The 15,582-nt window shown below is 62.6% G+C and carries 14 protein-coding genes; 12 read left to right on the top strand and 2 right to left on the bottom strand.

The genetic code is table 11. The annotated features are described in order from the left end of the window. Positions 1–262: 262 nt before the first annotated feature. Positions 263–571 (bottom strand): hypothetical protein, encoded by a 309-nt coding sequence (locus tag IVA95_RS32220; RefSeq protein ID WP_247514157.1) that lies wholly within the window; start codon positions 569–571, stop codon positions 263–265. Positions 572–871: 300 nt separating this feature from the next. Here IVA95_RS32220 and cysS point away from each other — a divergent pair, with 300 nt between their 5' ends. From cysS to IVA95_RS32200, 4 genes are all read left to right on the top strand, one after another. Continuing rightward, positions 872–2,287, top strand: a complete 1,416-nt coding sequence (gene cysS / locus IVA95_RS32215) for a cysteine--tRNA ligase (protein WP_247514156.1) — start codon at positions 872–874, stop codon at positions 2,285–2,287. 117 nt (positions 2,288–2,404) lie between these two features. Further along, complete coding sequence (locus tag IVA95_RS32210; protein WP_247514155.1) at positions 2,405–2,917, top strand: GNAT family N-acetyltransferase; 513 nt, start codon at positions 2,405–2,407, stop codon at positions 2,915–2,917. Next, entirely contained in the window at positions 2,914–4,512 is a 1,599-nt protein-coding gene (gene cimA / locus IVA95_RS32205) for a citramalate synthase (RefSeq protein ID WP_247514154.1), read from the top strand. Before IVA95_RS32210 ends, cimA begins: the two co-directional genes overlap by 4 nt. Positions 4,513–4,643: 131 nt before the next feature. Further along, on the top strand, positions 4,644–5,021 hold the full coding sequence (locus IVA95_RS32200; protein ID WP_247514153.1) for a VOC family protein: 378 nt from the start codon (positions 4,644–4,646) through the stop codon (positions 5,019–5,021). Positions 5,022–5,033: 12 nt separating this feature from the next. On the opposite strand, the gene IVA95_RS32195 is transcribed toward IVA95_RS32200, so the two are convergent. Continuing rightward, positions 5,034–5,639 carry a TIGR00730 family Rossman fold protein gene (locus IVA95_RS32195; protein ID WP_247514152.1) on the bottom strand — a complete coding sequence of 202 codons (606 nt, stop codon included), beginning with the start codon at positions 5,637–5,639 and terminating at the stop codon, positions 5,034–5,036. A gap of 212 nt (positions 5,640–5,851) precedes the next feature. Between IVA95_RS32195 and IVA95_RS32190 the strand changes: the two genes are divergently transcribed. The 8 genes from IVA95_RS32190 to IVA95_RS32155 all read left to right on the top strand — a co-directional run bounded on the left by IVA95_RS32190 (position 5,852) and on the right by IVA95_RS32155 (position 15,465). Continuing rightward, positions 5,852–7,849, top strand: a complete 1,998-nt coding sequence (locus IVA95_RS32190) for an ABC transporter ATP-binding protein/permease (RefSeq protein WP_247514151.1) — start codon at positions 5,852–5,854, stop codon at positions 7,847–7,849. Between the two features lie 58 nt (positions 7,850–7,907). Next, complete coding sequence (locus tag IVA95_RS32185; protein ID WP_247514150.1) at positions 7,908–8,606, top strand: phosphatidylserine decarboxylase; 699 nt, start codon at positions 7,908–7,910, stop codon at positions 8,604–8,606. A gap of 75 nt (positions 8,607–8,681) precedes the next feature. After that, positions 8,682–9,569 (top strand): phosphatidylcholine/phosphatidylserine synthase, encoded by an 888-nt coding sequence (locus IVA95_RS32180; protein ID WP_247514149.1) that lies wholly within the window; start codon positions 8,682–8,684, stop codon positions 9,567–9,569. 129 nt (positions 9,570–9,698) lie between these two features. Further along, entirely contained in the window at positions 9,699–10,418 is a 720-nt protein-coding gene (locus IVA95_RS32175) for an RraA family protein (protein ID WP_065745282.1), read from the top strand. Between the two features lie 34 nt (positions 10,419–10,452). Beyond that, entirely contained in the window at positions 10,453–11,421 is a 969-nt protein-coding gene (locus IVA95_RS32170) for a tripartite tricarboxylate transporter substrate-binding protein (protein WP_247514148.1), read from the top strand. A 352-nt stretch (positions 11,422–11,773) separates the two neighbouring features. Continuing rightward, positions 11,774–12,547, top strand: coding sequence for a MotA/TolQ/ExbB proton channel family protein (locus IVA95_RS32165; protein WP_213252955.1), 774 nt, complete (start codon positions 11,774–11,776; stop codon positions 12,545–12,547). 33 nt (positions 12,548–12,580) lie between these two features. Beyond that, complete coding sequence (locus tag IVA95_RS32160; RefSeq protein WP_247514147.1) at positions 12,581–13,408, top strand: flagellar motor protein MotB; 828 nt, start codon at positions 12,581–12,583, stop codon at positions 13,406–13,408. Between the two features lie 158 nt (positions 13,409–13,566). Then, positions 13,567–15,465 carry a potassium transporter Kup gene (locus tag IVA95_RS32155; protein ID WP_247514146.1) on the top strand — a complete coding sequence of 633 codons (1,899 nt, stop codon included), beginning with the start codon at positions 13,567–13,569 and terminating at the stop codon, positions 15,463–15,465. Positions 15,466–15,582 lie beyond the last annotated feature (117 nt).

The following is a 15,582-nucleotide window of genomic DNA, read 5'->3' as shown; positions in this document are numbered from 1 at the left end:
CGCCAAAGCGGGTGCGCTCGGGGCGGAGATGCCGAGCAGGATGGCGCAGGTCAAAATTCGAAGGGAGAGGGGAGCGTTGCGAATTTCCAGCATATCCGGCCATTGAGAGCTGATCCGCGCGGCTCAAAAAGCCTGATGGCGCGGCCAAGGCGGCGTTCTGCGGCCAAGGCCGCATCCAATAGCTGCTTCTCGGGGCAGCGTCACGTCGTTTCCGGGGCGCGGGTGTGGCAAACCGGCCCTTGAAATTACGGAATTAATGGCTCTAGCGCTCGCAGGTAATGGCGACGTATTCGCGGCACGCCGGGCCTGAACACTTGTCGCCGCCGCCGATCGGAACCGCGCTGGTGATTTCGTCGGGCTCAACCCGACGATAAGCGGTCGCCTGCGCAAATTCCCGTGACTGACAATAGGAGCGGGCGGCGTAGGCGCCACATTTGTCGCCCCTGGCGAGGCACTCGTCTACGCCGTAACCGTCGGCTTGGTTGGCCACGATGAAGACGCGGCTGTCAGCGGACGCGGCCGAGGCGGCGAGCACGAAGGCACAGGCAATGAGTGCGGAGGAAAGTCGCATGGTGGCACCGGCAGCGGGAAGAGACCGCCCTCAGAAATAGGCCCAAAGCGTTAATAATGATTAACCATGAAGGCCGAGGGCGGCAGCGAAATGGCGGGGGTTCGGCGGCCTGATCGGCCCCAAATCGGGCACAAGCAAGGCCTTGACGGCGTGCTTGCGATACCGCAATGGTGGAACCATGAACGGTCTCCTCGCCATCTGCGCCATTTGCCGCGAGATTATTAGCTAGCGATTCGCTGGCTGAGGCCGTCTTTTCTCAAAAATGAGATCACTGGACGCCCGGCCGCAAGGGATGGGTCCATGGAACTGCGTCTGTACGATACCTTGACGAAGGAGAAGCGGCCGTTCGTGCCGCTCGATGCCGACAACATCCGCATGTACGCCTGCGGACCGACGGTCTATGACTTTGCCCACATCGGCAATGGCCGCGCGGCAATCGTGTTCGACGTGCTGTTTCGCGTGCTGCGCCACCGCTATGGCGCCGATCACGTGACCTATGTCCGCAACATCACCGACGTCGACGACAAGATCAACGTCCGCGCCGCGCGCGACTATCCCGGCGTGCCGCTGAACGAGGCGATCCGCAAGGTCACCGAAGAGACGTATCAGCAGTATCAGGACGACGTCACCGCGCTCGGCTGCTTGGCCCCGACGGTGCAGCCGCGCGCGACCGAACACATCCCGGAGATGCGGGCGATCATCGAAAAGCTGGTCGCTGGCGGCTTTGCCTATGTCGCCGAAGACCACGTGCTGTTTTCGCCGCAGGCGATGAACGAAGCCAATTCCGTGATGCCGCGCTACGGCGCGCTGTCAAAACGCTCGCTCGACGAGATGATCGCCGGCGCCCGCGTCGACGTTGCGCCGTACAAGCGCGACAATACCGACTTCGTGCTGTGGAAGCCGTCGAAGCCCGGCGAGCCGTCATGGCCGTCGCCATCGGGCATCAAGGTGGAAGGCCGCCCCGGCTGGCACATCGAATGCTCGGCGATGGCCTGGAAGCACCTCGGCGAGAAGTTCGACATCCATGGCGGCGGCATCGACCTGGTGTTTCCGCACCATGAGAACGAACTCGCGCAGACCTGCTGCGCGTTCCATTCCGACCGCATGGCGAATGTCTGGATGCACAATGGCTTCCTGCAGATCGAGAGCGAGAAGATGTCGAAGTCGCTCGGCAACTTCTTCACGATCCGCGAATTGCTGGCCGATTGGCCGGGCGAGGTGCTGCGTCTGAGCATGCTCAAGACGCATTACCGCTCGCCACTCGACTGGACCGCGAAGGGTGTGGAAGAGAGCGCGAAGACGCTCGATGACTGGTACGCGATCGCAGCCGACGCCGTGGCCACCGAGCCGTCGCCGGCCATGATCGAGGCGCTCTATGACGACCTCAACACGGCGCTGGCGATGGCTGTCCTGCACAGCCTGCGCAACGCGGCAGCGTCCGGCGGCGCGCGGGAACGCGGCGAGTTTGCGGCGTCGCTTCGCCTGCTCGGCTTCCTCTCGATGAGCGCTGCGGAGTGGAAGGGGCGGAAGCAGCAGGCGAGCGGTATCGATCCACAACACGTCGACCGCCTGATTGCGGATCGCGCGGCGGCGCGCGCACGAAAAGACTTCAAGGAATCCGATCGCATTCGCGATGAGCTCGCCACGATGGGCGTTGCCATCAAGGACGGCAAGGACAAGGACGGAAAACCTGTAACCACTTGGGAGATCGCGTGATGGACGAACCCGATACCCCGTTTCCCAAACACTGGCGCTATTACATCTTCATCAAGTGGGCGCTGATCGTTGCCGCGGTCATACTGGCCCTGCGACTGTTCGGAGTGATTTGACGCGATGGGACAGGCATTGCCCAAACCTGGCTTGCGGCCGTTTTTGCCGGCGGACGTTCCGATGCTGGCGGCGATCTTCGTTGCCGCCATCGAGGAGCTGACCGGCGACGACTACAACGAAGCGCAACAGGAAGCCTGGGCTCAGGCGGCCGAGGACGAAGCGGCGTTCGGCAACAAGCTCGCCGGGCAATTGACGCTGATCGCGACCATCCAGAACGCGCCGGTCGGCTTCGCCTCGCTGAAGGGTGCCGACCATATCGACATGCTGTACGTCCATCCGAGTGTGGCAGGGCAGGGCGTTGCGTCGATGCTGGTCGACGCGCTGGAGAAACTGGCGGGCGCACGGGGGGCCAAAAGCCTGACGGTCGATGCCAGCGATACTGCGGAGCCGTTGTTCAGGAAGCGCGGCTACACCGCCAAGCAGCGCAACACCGTCTCGCTCAACGGCGAATGGCTGGCCAATACCACAATGCAGAAGACGCTGGCCGATACTGCCGCGCCGGGAGCGCCAACATGAGCCGCGAACGTCTCTATCTGTTCGATACCACGCTTCGTGATGGCGCGCAGACCAACGGCGTCGATTTCACCCTGCATGACAAGCAGATCATCGCGCAGATGCTGGACGAACTCGGTATCGACTACGTCGAGGGCGGCTATCCCGGCGCCAATCCGACCGACACCGAGTTCTTCGCGGAAAAGCCAAAACTCGAACATGCAAAATTCACCGCGTTCGGCATGACGCGCCGTCCCGGCCGTTCGGCCTCGAACGATCCGGGACTGGCGACGCTCATCGAAGCCAAGGCCGATGCGATCTGCTTCGTCGCAAAGTCCAGCGCTTATCAGGTGCGGGTGGCGCTCGAGACCACCAACGAGGAAAACCTCGCCTCGATCTGCGACAGCGTCGCCGCCGCCAAGGCCGCGGGGCGCGAGGTGATGGTCGACTGCGAGCACTTCTTCGACGGTTACAAGGAGAATGCCGATTTCGCGCTCGCCTGCGCCAAGGCGGCCTATGATTCCGGGGCTCGCTGGGTGGTGCTGTGTGATACCAATGGCGGCACCATGCCACACGAGATCGAGACCATCGTGGGCGCTGTCACCAAGCACATCCCGGGCAGCCATGTCGGCATCCACGCCCATAACGACACCGAGCAGGCGGTGGCGAACTCGCTGGCCGCGGTGCGCGCGGGTGCGCGGCAGATCCAGGGCACGCTGAACGGGCTCGGTGAACGCTGCGGCAATGCCAATCTCTGTTCATTGATCCCGACGCTGCGGCTGAAGAACGAGTTTTCCGACGCGTTCGAGATCGGCGTCACCGCGGAGAAAATGGCGACGCTGATGAAGGTGTCGCGGACGCTGGACGACATGCTCAACCGCGCGCCAAACCGCCATGCGCCTTACGTCGGCGAAAGCGCGTTTGTGACCAAGACCGGCATTCATGCCTCCGCCGTCCTGAAGGATCCGCAGACCTACGAACACGTCTCGCCTGAATCCGTCGGCAATCACCGCAAGGTGCTGGTGTCGGACCAGGCCGGCCGCTCCAACGTCATGGCCGAACTCGACCGCGCCGGTATCACCTATGAGAAGAGCGATCCGAAGCTGGCGCGTCTGGTCGAAGAATTGAAGGAGCGGGAAGCGGCGGGCTATGCCTATGAATCCGCCAACGCCTCGTTCGACCTCTTGGCGCGGCGCACGCTCGGCCGGGTGCCGGAATATTTCAAGGTCGAGCAGTTCGACGTCAATGTCGAGCAGCGCTACAATGCCAACGGCCAGCGTATCACGGTAGCGCTTGCGGTGGTGAAGGTCGATGTCGCCGGCGAGCGGCTGATCTCGGCAGCCGAAGGCAACGGCCCGGTGAATGCGCTCGACGTGGCGCTGCGCAAGGACCTCGGCAAATATCAGAAATACATCGAAGGCCTGAAGCTGATCGATTACCGCGTGCGTATCCTCAATGGCGGCACGGAAGCGGTGACGCGGGTCCTGATCGAGAGCGAGGACGAGAACGGCGAAAGCTGGACCACGATCGGCGTCTCGCCCAATATCATCGATGCCTCGTTCCAGGCGCTGATGGATTCGGTGGTCTACAAGCTGGTGAAATCAGGCGCACCGGTGTGAGGGATGTAAGGCGGTGCCGCACACGCCGTCATTGCGAGGAGCGAAGCGACGAAGCAATCCATAGTGCAGCGGTGTGCGATGGATTGCTTCGCTTCGCTCGCAATGACGGGGAGAGAGCAGGGGCCATTTCCATGATCGATCACGTCTCCGTCGGCGTCGCCGACCTCGAACGCTCCGCGCGCTTCTATGAACCAACGCTGGCCGCCCTCGGCCTCTCACGCCTTGTCACCCGTCCCGCCACGATCGGCTTCGGCAAAACCTACCCCGAATTCTGGATCAACCTGCGCGCTGGCATGGCGCCGGTCGCGCCCGAAATCGGGACCCACATCTGCCTTCGCGCCAGGACCCCCGCCGATGTCGACGCGTTTCATGCGGCCGCGCTCAGCGCCGGCGGCCGTTCCGACGGCGCACCGGGCATTCGCCCCCACGATCGCGTCAAATATTACGCCGCGTTCGTCATCGATCCCGATGGCAATCGCATCGAGGCCGTGACGTTTCCGAGCGAGTGAAGCCGTGGTGGCCTACAGCCTTCGTGCCACCTCCGGCGTCATCTCCTTGGTGCCTTCAGGCGCGCGGGCGGCGGCGGCACGCAGGCGCGGCACGATGTCTTCGACCCGTTCGGCCTTGAGGATATCGACGTCAAGCGACGGACGGATGAACTCGGTTTCGCGCATATGCGCGAGCAGCGCGATCAGCGGCTCCCAGAAGCCATCGATGTTGGCGAGCAGCACCGGCTTGGAATGGCGGCCGAGTTGCTGCCAGGTCATCTGCTCGACTAGTTCCTCCAGCGTACCGACGCCGCCAGGCAGCGCCACGAAGGCGTCCGAGCGTTCGAACATCAGCCGCTTGCGTTCGTGCATGTCGGGCGTGACGATCATCTCCTGAACGCGCGTCAACATATGTTCGCGCGATCTCAGAAAATCCGGGATGATGCCGGTGACAAGGCCGCCGTGATCCAGCGTTGCTTGGGCAATCGCACCCATCAGCCCGACTGATCCGCCGCCATAAACGAGCCGGATTTTGTTCTCGGCAAAACTCTTTCCCAAGGCGTGGGCGGCTTCGACAAAGCGGGGGCTGGAGCCGGCGCCGGAGCCGCAATAGACACAGACAGTTTTGATTTGATCCATGGAGACCATGTGGCACTGCACCCAGAAAACCTCAAGTCTGGTTGACTTCGCTGATGCAGCAGAAATAGGCCCGAAATCAAACCAAACGGGGGAAAGATTTATCTTTCAAGGCTGTACGGGAGAGTTAAACGCTTTATATGACGGACATATGCAGATCATCAGAAACCATCTGAGGGCGGCCGGTGCGCCATCTTGCGTTGGGCGCTTCAGTGATGGCTGATCCTGATTCGCACACCGCGACCGCCCAGCTGCCGGCCGACAACGCTCCCGAAAAGGCGACCCTCATCGGGACGCTGGTTCACCTGTGGCCCTATATCTGGCCCGGCGACCGCGCCGACCTGAAAATGCGCGTGGTCTGGTCGATGGTGCTGTTGCTCGCTGCGAAGCTCGCGACGCTGACGGTGCCGTTCACCTTCAAATGGGCGATCGATGCGCTCAACGGCATGGGCACGGCGCCGGTCGAAGCTTCGAACTGGATGCTGTGGCTGATTGCCTCGCCACTGCTGATGACGGCAAGCTACGGCGCGGTGCGCGTCTTGATGGCGGTGCTGACGCAGTTTCGCGACGGCATCTTCGCCCGTGTCGCCATGCATGCGGTGCGCAAGCTTGCTTACATCACCTTCGTTCACATGCACGAATTGTCGCTGCGCTTTCATCTGGAGCGCAAGACCGGCGGCCTGACGCGGGTCCTGGAGCGCGGCCGCACCGGCATCGAGGTGATCGTGCGGATGGTGATCCTGCAACTGATCCCGACGATCGTCGAAGTGTCGCTCCTGATGGCAGTGCTGCTGTGGCAGTTCGACTGGCGCTACGTGCTGGTCACCGCGATTACGGTCGTGATCTACATGTACTACACCTATATCGCGACCGAATGGCGGATCGAAATCCGCCGCAAGATGAACGATTCCGACACCGAAGCGAACACCAAGGCGATCGACTCGCTGCTCAATTACGAGACGGTGAAATATTTCAGCGCCGAGCAGCGCGAGGCCGAGCGCTACGATCGTTCGATGGAGCGCTACGAGCACAACAGCGTCAAGACCTACACCTCTCTGGCGGTGCTCAATACGGGGCAGGCGGTCATCTTCACGATCGGCCTCACCGCGACCATGCTGATGTGCGCGATCGGCGTGCGCAACGGCACCAATACGGTCGGCGATTTCGTTATGGTCAACGCCATGATGATCCAGCTCTACCAGCCGCTGAACTTCATGGGCATGGTCTATCGCGAGATCAAGCAGGCGATCATCGACATCGAGAAGATGTTCAACGTGCTGTCGCGCAATCCGGAGATCAAGGATATCGAGGGCGCCGCGCCGCTCGTGGTCAGCGCCGGGAATGTGCGCTTCGAGGACGTGCGCTTTGCCTATGATCCGGAGCGGCCGATCCTTAAAGGCCTCAGCTTCGAGGTCCCTGCCGGCAAGACGGTTGCGATCGTCGGTCCCTCCGGCGCCGGCAAGTCGACGATTTCGCGGTTGCTGTTCCGCCTCTACGACATCTCCAGCGGCAAAATCCTGATCGACGGCCAGGATATCAGGAACGTCACGCAGGCGAGCTTGCGTGCCTCGATCGGCATGGTGCCGCAGGATACCGTGCTGTTCAACGACACCATCCGCTACAATATCCGCTATGGCCGCTGGGACGCCGGCGATGCCGAGGTGGAAGAGGCGGCGCAACTGGCGCAGATCGACAGCTTCATCCGCAACTCGCCCAAGGGCTACGAAACCCAGGTCGGCGAACGCGGGCTGAAACTGTCGGGCGGCGAGAAGCAGCGCGTGGCGATCGCGCGCACGGTCTTGAAGGCGCCGCCGATCCTGGTGCTCGACGAGGCGACCTCGGCGCTCGACAGCCACACCGAACACGAAATCCAGGAAGCGCTGGAGCGCGTCTCGCGTGGCCGCACCTCGCTGGTGATTGCGCACCGGCTCTCGACGATCGTCGGCGCCGATGAAATTATCGTGCTGGATCAAGGCCGCATCGCCGAGCGCGGCACCCACGTCGGGCTTTTGGCTGCCGGCGGGCTTTATGCCAGCATGTGGAATAGGCAGCGCGAAGCCGAAGCGGCGCGGGAGAAGCTTGCCCAGATCGACGAAGGCAACGAAGCGCCGAACCGCGCCCCGCCGCCGGTCGATGATCCGCTCAATGATCCACCCAAAGGGCCGGCCAGAGATCCCCTGTCCAAAGATCCCTTGGCAACTGCCGCGGAATAATCCAAATACGGCGCTACTTCCAAAGGCAGCGAAGTCGGCCAGATAACAGCGAGCCCTAATGTCGATTGCGAATTCCATCCGCGCGCAGATCCCGCCTGTTCATCCCGAGGGCTATCCCTTCATCGGCGGCTTTGCGCTGGTCAGCCTGATCCTGTTCTGGATCTGGACGCCGCTGGGTTGGATCGGCACCGTCCTGACCATCTGGTGCGCACTGTTCTTCCGCGATCCCGTCCGCGTCACGCCGGTGCGCGATGGCATCGTGGTGTCGCCGGCCGATGGCCGCGTCTCGATGGTTGCGCAGGTGCTGCCGCCGGCCGAACTCGGTCTCGGCGACCGGCCCCTGCCGCGCATTTCGATCTTCATGAGCGTGTTCAACTGCCACGTGAACCGCAGCCCGGTGGCGGGTCGCATTGACCGTATCGCCTACCGGCCCGGCACCTTCATCAATGCCGAGCTCGACAAGGCCAGCGAAGACAATGAGCGCAACTCGCTGGTGATCTCGACCACGAACGGCCGGATCGGCGTGGTCCAGATCGCCGGGTTGGTGGCGCGGCGGATTGTCTCATTCGTGCGGGAAGGCCAGTCGATCGGCGCCGGCGAGCGGTTCGGCCTGATCCGTTTCGGCTCACGTCTGGACGTCTATCTGCCTGAAGGCACGAGATCGCTGGTTTCAGAGGGCCAAACGGCAATTGCCGGCGAGACGATCTTGGCCGATTTCGGCTCGACCGAGCAGGGCCGGACTTTTCGCGCCGATTAATCACTTTCGGCCGCCTGAATGGCCAGGCGGCTGCCAATGGCAAACCGGGCCAGCGCTTGCTATATAATGGCTTGCATGCTGATCCCGGACCCCAAATACCCTGAATTGCGCCGCCGCCGGTTTCGCCCGATCCCGGTACGGATGCTGGTGCCCAACGTCATCACTTTGCTCGCGATCTGCGCCGGGCTGACGGCGATCCGCCTGTCGATCGAAGGGCGGATGGAGCTCGCCGTCGCCGCGATCGTATTCGCGGCGGTGCTCGACGGGGTCGACGGCCGCATCGCGCGCATGATCAAGGGCCAGTCGAAATTCGGCGCCGAGCTCGACAGCCTGGCGGATTTCGTCAATTTCGGCGTCGCGCCCGGGCTGATGCTGTATTTCTGGCAGCTCCAGGAGCTGAACAACGGCGGCTGGATCGCGGCGATGGTGTTTGCGATCGCGGGTGGCTTGCGGCTTGCGCGCTTCAACGCCAGTATCGACGATCCGAACAAGCCTGCTTTTGCGGCGAACTATTTCACCGGCGTGCCAGCGCCGGCTGGCGCGATCCTTGCGATGCTGCCGTTCTATCTGGCGTTTCTCGGCGTCCCCAAGCCGCCGGCAACGCTGACCGCCGCCTATACGCTGGTGATCGCGTTCCTGATGGTGTCGCGGCTGCCGGTATTTTCCGGCAAGACGGTGAAGATGCGCGTGCCGCCGGAAATGGTCCTGCCGGTCTTCGTCTCCGTCGTGTTCTTCGTCGCGCTTCTGATCGGCTATCCCTGGCATATCCTGTCGATCGGCTCGGTGCTCTACCTCGTAAGCCTGCCTTGGGGCTGGAAATCCTATCGCGACCACGAGCGCAACGCTGCCGCGGCGCAGCCGGCTGCGACGACGGCTGAAGCCGCCGCACCATCGTCTCCAGCGGCGACTTTTTCGCCGGCCACCGATGATACCGAGGACGAACGGCCGGCGCGGCTGAACTGAGCGGCCTCGCCACTCTCCGATATAGCTGCCATGAGCCGCTGCTGAGTTGGGTTCTCCTGCAATCTCGGCTATAGGGCTTAGCGACCTACGGCCTCAAAGAGCCGGGCCGAAAAATCAGGAGAGAACGCCGTGAACAAAGCCGTTACCGCCCCGCTGCCTGCTTCCGTCCTCGAGGCGCTGGCGCGCTACGACACTCCGACGATCTGCAATGCGATGGAAATCGTGGCGCCGGAGCGCCGCCTGATCGGCTACACCACCAAGCCGCTGGTCTGCCCGTTTCCCGACCTGCCGCCGATGGTCGGCTACGCCCGCACGGTGACGATCCGCTCGGTGCTCAAATCCACGCTTCCCGCCGACGAGCAGGCGAAGCGCCGCATCGCCTATTACGAATATGTCGGCACCGGCTTCGGCCCACGCATCACCGTGATCCAGGATATCGACGGCGCCGATGTCGGCTACGGCGCGTTCTGGGGCGAGGTGCAGAGCAACGTGCACAAGGCGCTCGGCTGCCTCGGCGTCATCACCGACGGCTCGATCCGCGACATCCCGCAATGGGCGCCGGGCTTCCAGGCCCTGGCCGGTTCGATCGGACCGTCGCATGCCTGGGTTCATGCCGAACATTGGGGCGGCGAGGTGCGCGTCGCCGGCATGACGGTGCATTCCGACGATCTGATCCATGCCGACCAGCACGGCGCGATCGTGATCCCCATCGACATCGCGGCGAAGATTCCGGAGGCCGCCGAACTCTGCGGCCGGCGCGAAACGCCGATCCTGGAGATCGCGCGCAGCCCGGACTTCACGCTGGAAAAGCTGAAAGAGGCGCTGAAGCGCTCGGCGGAGATTCACTGACGAAAAGTCGGATCTAACAAACGGGGGGAGCGCTATGAGACGGTTCTGGGCGGCACTGTCATTATCGTTCCTTCTCGGTGTCGCAGCCGTGCAGGCACAAACCTATCCCTCGCGGCCGATCACGCTGGTTGTGCCGTTCCCGCCGGGCGGATCGACCGATACTGCCGCGCGGATCATGGGCGAGCGGATGCGGGCAACGCTCGGGCAGTCGGTCGTGATCGAAAACATCGGCGGCGCCGGCGGCAGCATTGGTGTCGGCCGCGTCGCGCGCGCCGCGCCCGACGGCTATACGTTCGACATCGGCCAGTGGGACACCCATGTCGGCAGCATCATCTACAAGCTCGACTATGACCTCGAAAAGGATTTTGAGCCAATCGCGCTTGTCTCGAACAATCCGCAGCTCATGGTCGCCAAGAAAGACCTGCCGGCGAACACGCTGGCCGAACTCGTGGCGTGGATGAAGGAAAATCCCGGCAAGATCAATTTCGTCAACCAGAATGCGGCGGCGAACGTCACTGGTGTTTTGTTCGAGAACCTGACCAAGCAGAAGGTGCAGTTCATTCCCTATCGCGGCGCCGGGCCTGCCATGACCGATCTCGTCTCAGGCACGGTCGATCTGCTGGTGGTGCAGGGCGCGGTGGCGCTGCCGCAAATTCGCGCCGGCAAGATCAAGGCGCTCGCCAACCTCTCGCCCACGCGCTCGGCCTCGATGCCGGACATTCCGACCGCCGACGAGAGCGGCGTGCCTGGTCTCTACATGTCCGGCTGGTTCGGCTTCTGGGCGCCGAAGGGCACACCGAAGGAGATCATCGCCAAGCTGAACGCGGCGACAACCGAGGCGCTGGCCGATCCTGCGATCCAGAAGCGCTTTACCGAACTCGGCCTCGATGTCGCGCCGCGCGCGCAGCAGACGCCGGAAGGGCTGGCCGCCTTTCAGAAGGCCGAGATCGAAAAATGGTGGCCGATCATCAAGTCAGCCGGAATCGGCATCCAGGCGCAGTGAGCGCCAGTCGCAGTCGTAGATCTATCCCGTCATTGCGAGCCAACGGGTCGCGCGAATGCGCGCCCGATGACAGGCTCCGCGAAGCAATCCAAAGCGCCACAAGCGGAGATATGGATTGCTTCGTCGCTATCGCTCCTCGCAATGACGGCCAACGAGAAACCGACCGGCCCGCTATGGTTAGCGAATCCTTGAGATCGCGCCGGCCGCGGACCCGCAATTTTACGATCGCTGTTCGAGTTTAACCTTTACGGCTCTTTAATTGCGCCGACGTAGGGTTCCTCTGCGTCAGCTCCGGATGGAGCGCGCGACCGGTCAGGATGGCCGGTAGTTCGCGTACGCGTTGGAGTTCAGAATGGATATCACCACGCTCGTTGGCCTGGTAGCCGGCATCATCGTACTGTCGACGCTAATCCTGATGGGTGGTGATTTCCGGATGTTCTACGACATCCACGCCGTCATCATCATCTTCGGCGGCTCGTTCGCCGCGACCATGATCCGCTTCCCGCTGAGCGCGATCCTGCACGGCATGCCGCTGGGTGCAAAATTCGCCTTCACCATGAGCCGGCTCGCGGCGCGCGACCTGGTCGACGAACTGGCGCGCATCGCCGAAATCGCCCGCAAGCAAGGCCCGGTCGGGCTAGAAAAGGTCGAGACCGATGAGCCGTTCCTCGCCAAGGGCATTCGCTACGTAGCCGACGGCTACGACCTCGAATTCATCCGCGACAACATGGAGCGCGACCGCGACAATTTTCTGATGCACCTGAACGAGGGCTCGAAGATATATCGGGCGATCGGCGACTGCGCGCCGGCGTTCGGCATGATCGGCACACTGCTCGGTATGGTGCAGATGTTCTCGAACATGTCGGACCCCTCGAAGCTCGGTCCGTTCATGGCCGTGGCCTTGCTGGCAACGCTTTACGGTGCCGTCGTCGCGAACCTCATCTGCCTGCCGATCGCCGACAAACTGCATGGCAAACTGATCGACGAGGAAACCAACCGCACGCTGATCATCGACGGCATTCTGATGATCCGCGATTCCAAAAGCCCGGCGCTGGTGCGTGAGATGCTGCTGGCGTACCTGCCCGAAAAGCATCGCCACGAGGAAGGCGAACTGGTCCCGGCCTGATCGGCTGATAGCATCCAGGCGCGGGCATAAAACATGGCCAAGAAAAAACGCGAAGAGGCGCATGGCGGTCACGGCTGGTTCGTGACGTTCGCCGATTTGATGGCGTTGTTGCTGTCGTTCTTCGTGATGCTGGTCGCGTTCTCCAGCCAGGACCAGCAGAAGCTCAAGATCGTCGCCGGCTCGATGCGCGAAGCGTTCGGGGTGCAGACCGAGTCGCGGCATTCGGGAATCGTTGAATCCGATGGCCTGCCGACGCGGCCGAAGCTGAAGAATGTCGCGCATATTTCGCCCGAGGAAGCCTCCAATACCCCGACACCCGACGAGAAGGACCGTCAGCGCGAAATCGGCGCCCGCCTGAAAGTCGATCGCGAATTCGCGCTCGCCGCGGCCTCGTTGCGCCAGGCGCTGCAGGACATGCCGGAACTGACGGAAATATCCAAGAACATCATGTTCGAGGAAACCAAAGAGGGGCTCAATCTGGAAATCGTCGACCAGGATGGTCGCTCGATGTTCGCTGACGGCTCCAAGGTCCCGTACGACCGCACCCGCCGGCTGATCCAGAAACTGGCGGTGCCGCTGAAGGCGACACCGCTGCGGCTCAACATTGTCGGCCACACCTCTGCCGGCTTCCTGCCATCACGCGGCGAATATGGTGCCTTCGATCTGTCGGCGGACCGTGCCAACGCCGTGCGCCAGATCCTCGAACGCGAAGGGCTGCCCGCATCCCACATCTATGCCGTCGGCGGCAAGGCCGACAGCCAGCCGCTGTTTCCCGACGATCCGACACTGCCGGCAAACCGTCGCGTTACCATCACGTTGATGCGCGAAAATCCACCGCTTCCGCCTAACCTGAAGCCGTAATACGACTCGACTACCATAATACCAGCGCGGCGCTGTGGCTACTTTGCGCCAGTCGCGGATCGTGCGTGGTGTTATGGTCGCGCGATGATTGACAGGCTGTGCGGAAGCGCCGATAGCCGCCCGGATCAATTCAACGACGAGAACGTTCCTTCTCCATCATGACTGTCAGCGTCACATCAACCGAAGCCCATGAGGGGCGGGCCACCTCTGGCTTTTGGGCCCTGACGTTGGGCAGTATCGGCGTCGTGTTCGGCGATATCGGCACCTCGCCGTTGTATGCGTTCCGCGAGGCCGCCACCCACGCGGCCGAAGGCCAGCCGGTATCGCGCATCATCGTCCTCGGCGTGCTCTCGCTGATCCTGTGGTCGCTGTTGATCGTGGTGACGGCCAAATATGTGCTGCTGCTGTTGCGCGCTGACAACAATGGGGAGGGCGGTACGCTCTCGCTGATGGCGTTGGGTCAGCGGGCGCTGGGCCGGCGGAGCTGGCCGCTATTGGCGCTCGGCGTGGTCGGCGCCTCGATGTTCATCGGCGACTCCATGATCACACCCGCGATCTCGGTGTTGTCGGCGGTCGAAGGTCTCAAGCTCGTCACGCCCGCGCTCGAACATTATGTGGTGCCGCTGACGATCTTCATTCTCGTCGTGCTATTCTCGGTGCAGAGCAGCGGCACCGCGCGCGTCGCCTCGCTCTTTGGGCCGGTCACGGTGATCTGGTTCGTTACGCTGGCGGTGATGGGCCTTGTCCACATCAGCGACGATCCTACGGTGCTGCTGGCGATCAATCCCTGGTATGCGATCCAGTTCATGCTTTCCCACGGCGTCGTCGGACTGGTGACGATGGGCCTGGTGTTTCTGGCAGTGACGGGCGGCGAGGCGCTCTATGCGGACCTCGGCCATTTCGGACGCAAGCCGATCCAGACCGCCTGGCTATTTTTCGTGTTGCCGTCGTTGCTGATCAATTATTTCGGACAGGGCGCGCTGGTATTGTCCGATCCGTCGGCGATCGAAAACTCGTTCTACCGGATGGTCCCAGAGATCCTGCTGATACCACTCGTGGTGCTGGCTACCGCCGCGACCGTAATTGCGAGCCAAGCGGTGATCACAGGCGCCTTTTCGCTGATCCGCCAGGCGGTGCAACTCGGTCTATTGCCGCGCTTCGAGGTCCGTTACACCTCCGAAGCGCATGCCGGTCAGATCTATCTGCCGCGCGTCAACCGGATGCTGCTGATTGGGGTCGTGCTGCTGGTGCTGTTGTTCCGCACCTCGAGTGGCCTCGCTTCCGCCTATGGTATTGCCGTATCAACGACCATGGTCGTCGACGGCATCATGGGCTTTGTCGTGATCTGGAAATTGTGGAACTGGCGCGCGGCGACGGCGGCAGCCGTGATTTTGCCCTTCGTCGTCGTCGACATGAGCTTCTTTGCCGCCAATCTGCTGAAGCTGCTCGACGGCGCCTGGGTGCCGTTATTGTTCGGCGCCGCGGTCGCGGTGATGATCTGGACCTGGCGCCGCGGCGCCGCGATTCTAACCGCCAAGACGCGGCGCATCGAGGTGCCCCTGATGGACCTGATCAAGAGCCTGGAAAAGCGTCCGCCCCACATCGTCAAGGGCACGGCGGTGTTTCTGACCTCGGATCCGAGCTTCGTGCCGACCGCGCTGATGCACAATCTCAAGCACAACAAGGTGCTGCACGAACACAATGTGATCCTGACTATCGAAACCGCACAAACGCCGCGGGTCGATGTTTCAGAACGCGTCAAGATGGAAACCATCAGCGAGAAGTTTTCTACCGTCCGGCTGCGGTTCGGCTTCATGGAATCGCCGAACGTCCCCAAGGCGCTGGTGATCGCACGCAAGCTCGGCTGGCAGTTCGACATCATGGCGACGTCGTTCTTCGTGTCGCGGCGGTCGCTCAAGCCCTCGGCGCAGTCGGGCATGCCGCTCTGGCAGGATCATATGTTCATCGCGATGAGCCGGTCGGCGAATGACGCGACCGACTATTTCCAGATCCCGACGGGACGGGTGGTCGAGGTTGGTACGCAGGTAACCATCTGAATTTCCAGAAAGAATTGTTCGTGGAACCTGCCGCCATCCATGCGGGTGGCGCATACCGGAGGCCTGGATTCCGGCTAACCGGTCTGCTCGTCCCGGGAGTATAGGGCTGCGCTTCTG

This window comes from Bradyrhizobium sp. 157, assembly GCF_023073815.1.
In the GTDB taxonomy this organism is placed as follows: Bacteria; Pseudomonadota; Alphaproteobacteria; order Rhizobiales; family Xanthobacteraceae; genus Bradyrhizobium.
This window is presented reverse-complemented; position numbering and strand designations above follow the sequence as displayed.

What these genes read in the sequence shown, in the direction of transcription:
- IVA95_RS32155 (WP_247514146.1), top strand. Translation starts at nt 13,567, where the DNA reads ATGACTGTCAGCGTCACATCAACCGAAGCCCATGAGGGGCGGGCCACC.
- IVA95_RS32190 (WP_247514151.1), top strand. Translation starts at nt 5,852, where the DNA reads ATGGCTGATCCTGATTCGCACACCGCGACCGCCCAGCTGCCGGCCGAC.
- IVA95_RS32185 (WP_247514150.1), top strand. Translation starts at nt 7,908, where the DNA reads ATGTCGATTGCGAATTCCATCCGCGCGCAGATCCCGCCTGTTCATCCC.
- IVA95_RS32160 (WP_247514147.1), top strand. Translation starts at nt 12,581, where the DNA reads ATGGCCAAGAAAAAACGCGAAGAGGCGCATGGCGGTCACGGCTGGTTC.
- IVA95_RS32220 (WP_247514157.1), bottom strand. Translation starts at nt 571, where the DNA reads ATGCGACTTTCCTCCGCACTCATTGCCTGTGCCTTCGTGCTCGCCGCC.
- IVA95_RS32210 (WP_247514155.1), top strand. Translation starts at nt 2,405, where the DNA reads ATGGGACAGGCATTGCCCAAACCTGGCTTGCGGCCGTTTTTGCCGGCG.
- cysS (WP_247514156.1), top strand. Translation starts at nt 872, where the DNA reads ATGGAACTGCGTCTGTACGATACCTTGACGAAGGAGAAGCGGCCGTTC.
- IVA95_RS32170 (WP_247514148.1), top strand. Translation starts at nt 10,453, where the DNA reads ATGAGACGGTTCTGGGCGGCACTGTCATTATCGTTCCTTCTCGGTGTC.
- IVA95_RS32195 (WP_247514152.1), bottom strand. Translation starts at nt 5,639, where the DNA reads ATGGATCAAATCAAAACTGTCTGTGTCTATTGCGGCTCCGGCGCCGGC.
- IVA95_RS32165 (WP_213252955.1), top strand. Translation starts at nt 11,774, where the DNA reads ATGGATATCACCACGCTCGTTGGCCTGGTAGCCGGCATCATCGTACTG.
- IVA95_RS32200 (WP_247514153.1), top strand. Translation starts at nt 4,644, where the DNA reads ATGATCGATCACGTCTCCGTCGGCGTCGCCGACCTCGAACGCTCCGCG.
- IVA95_RS32180 (WP_247514149.1), top strand. Translation starts at nt 8,682, where the DNA reads ATGCTGATCCCGGACCCCAAATACCCTGAATTGCGCCGCCGCCGGTTT.
- cimA (WP_247514154.1), top strand. Translation starts at nt 2,914, where the DNA reads ATGAGCCGCGAACGTCTCTATCTGTTCGATACCACGCTTCGTGATGGC.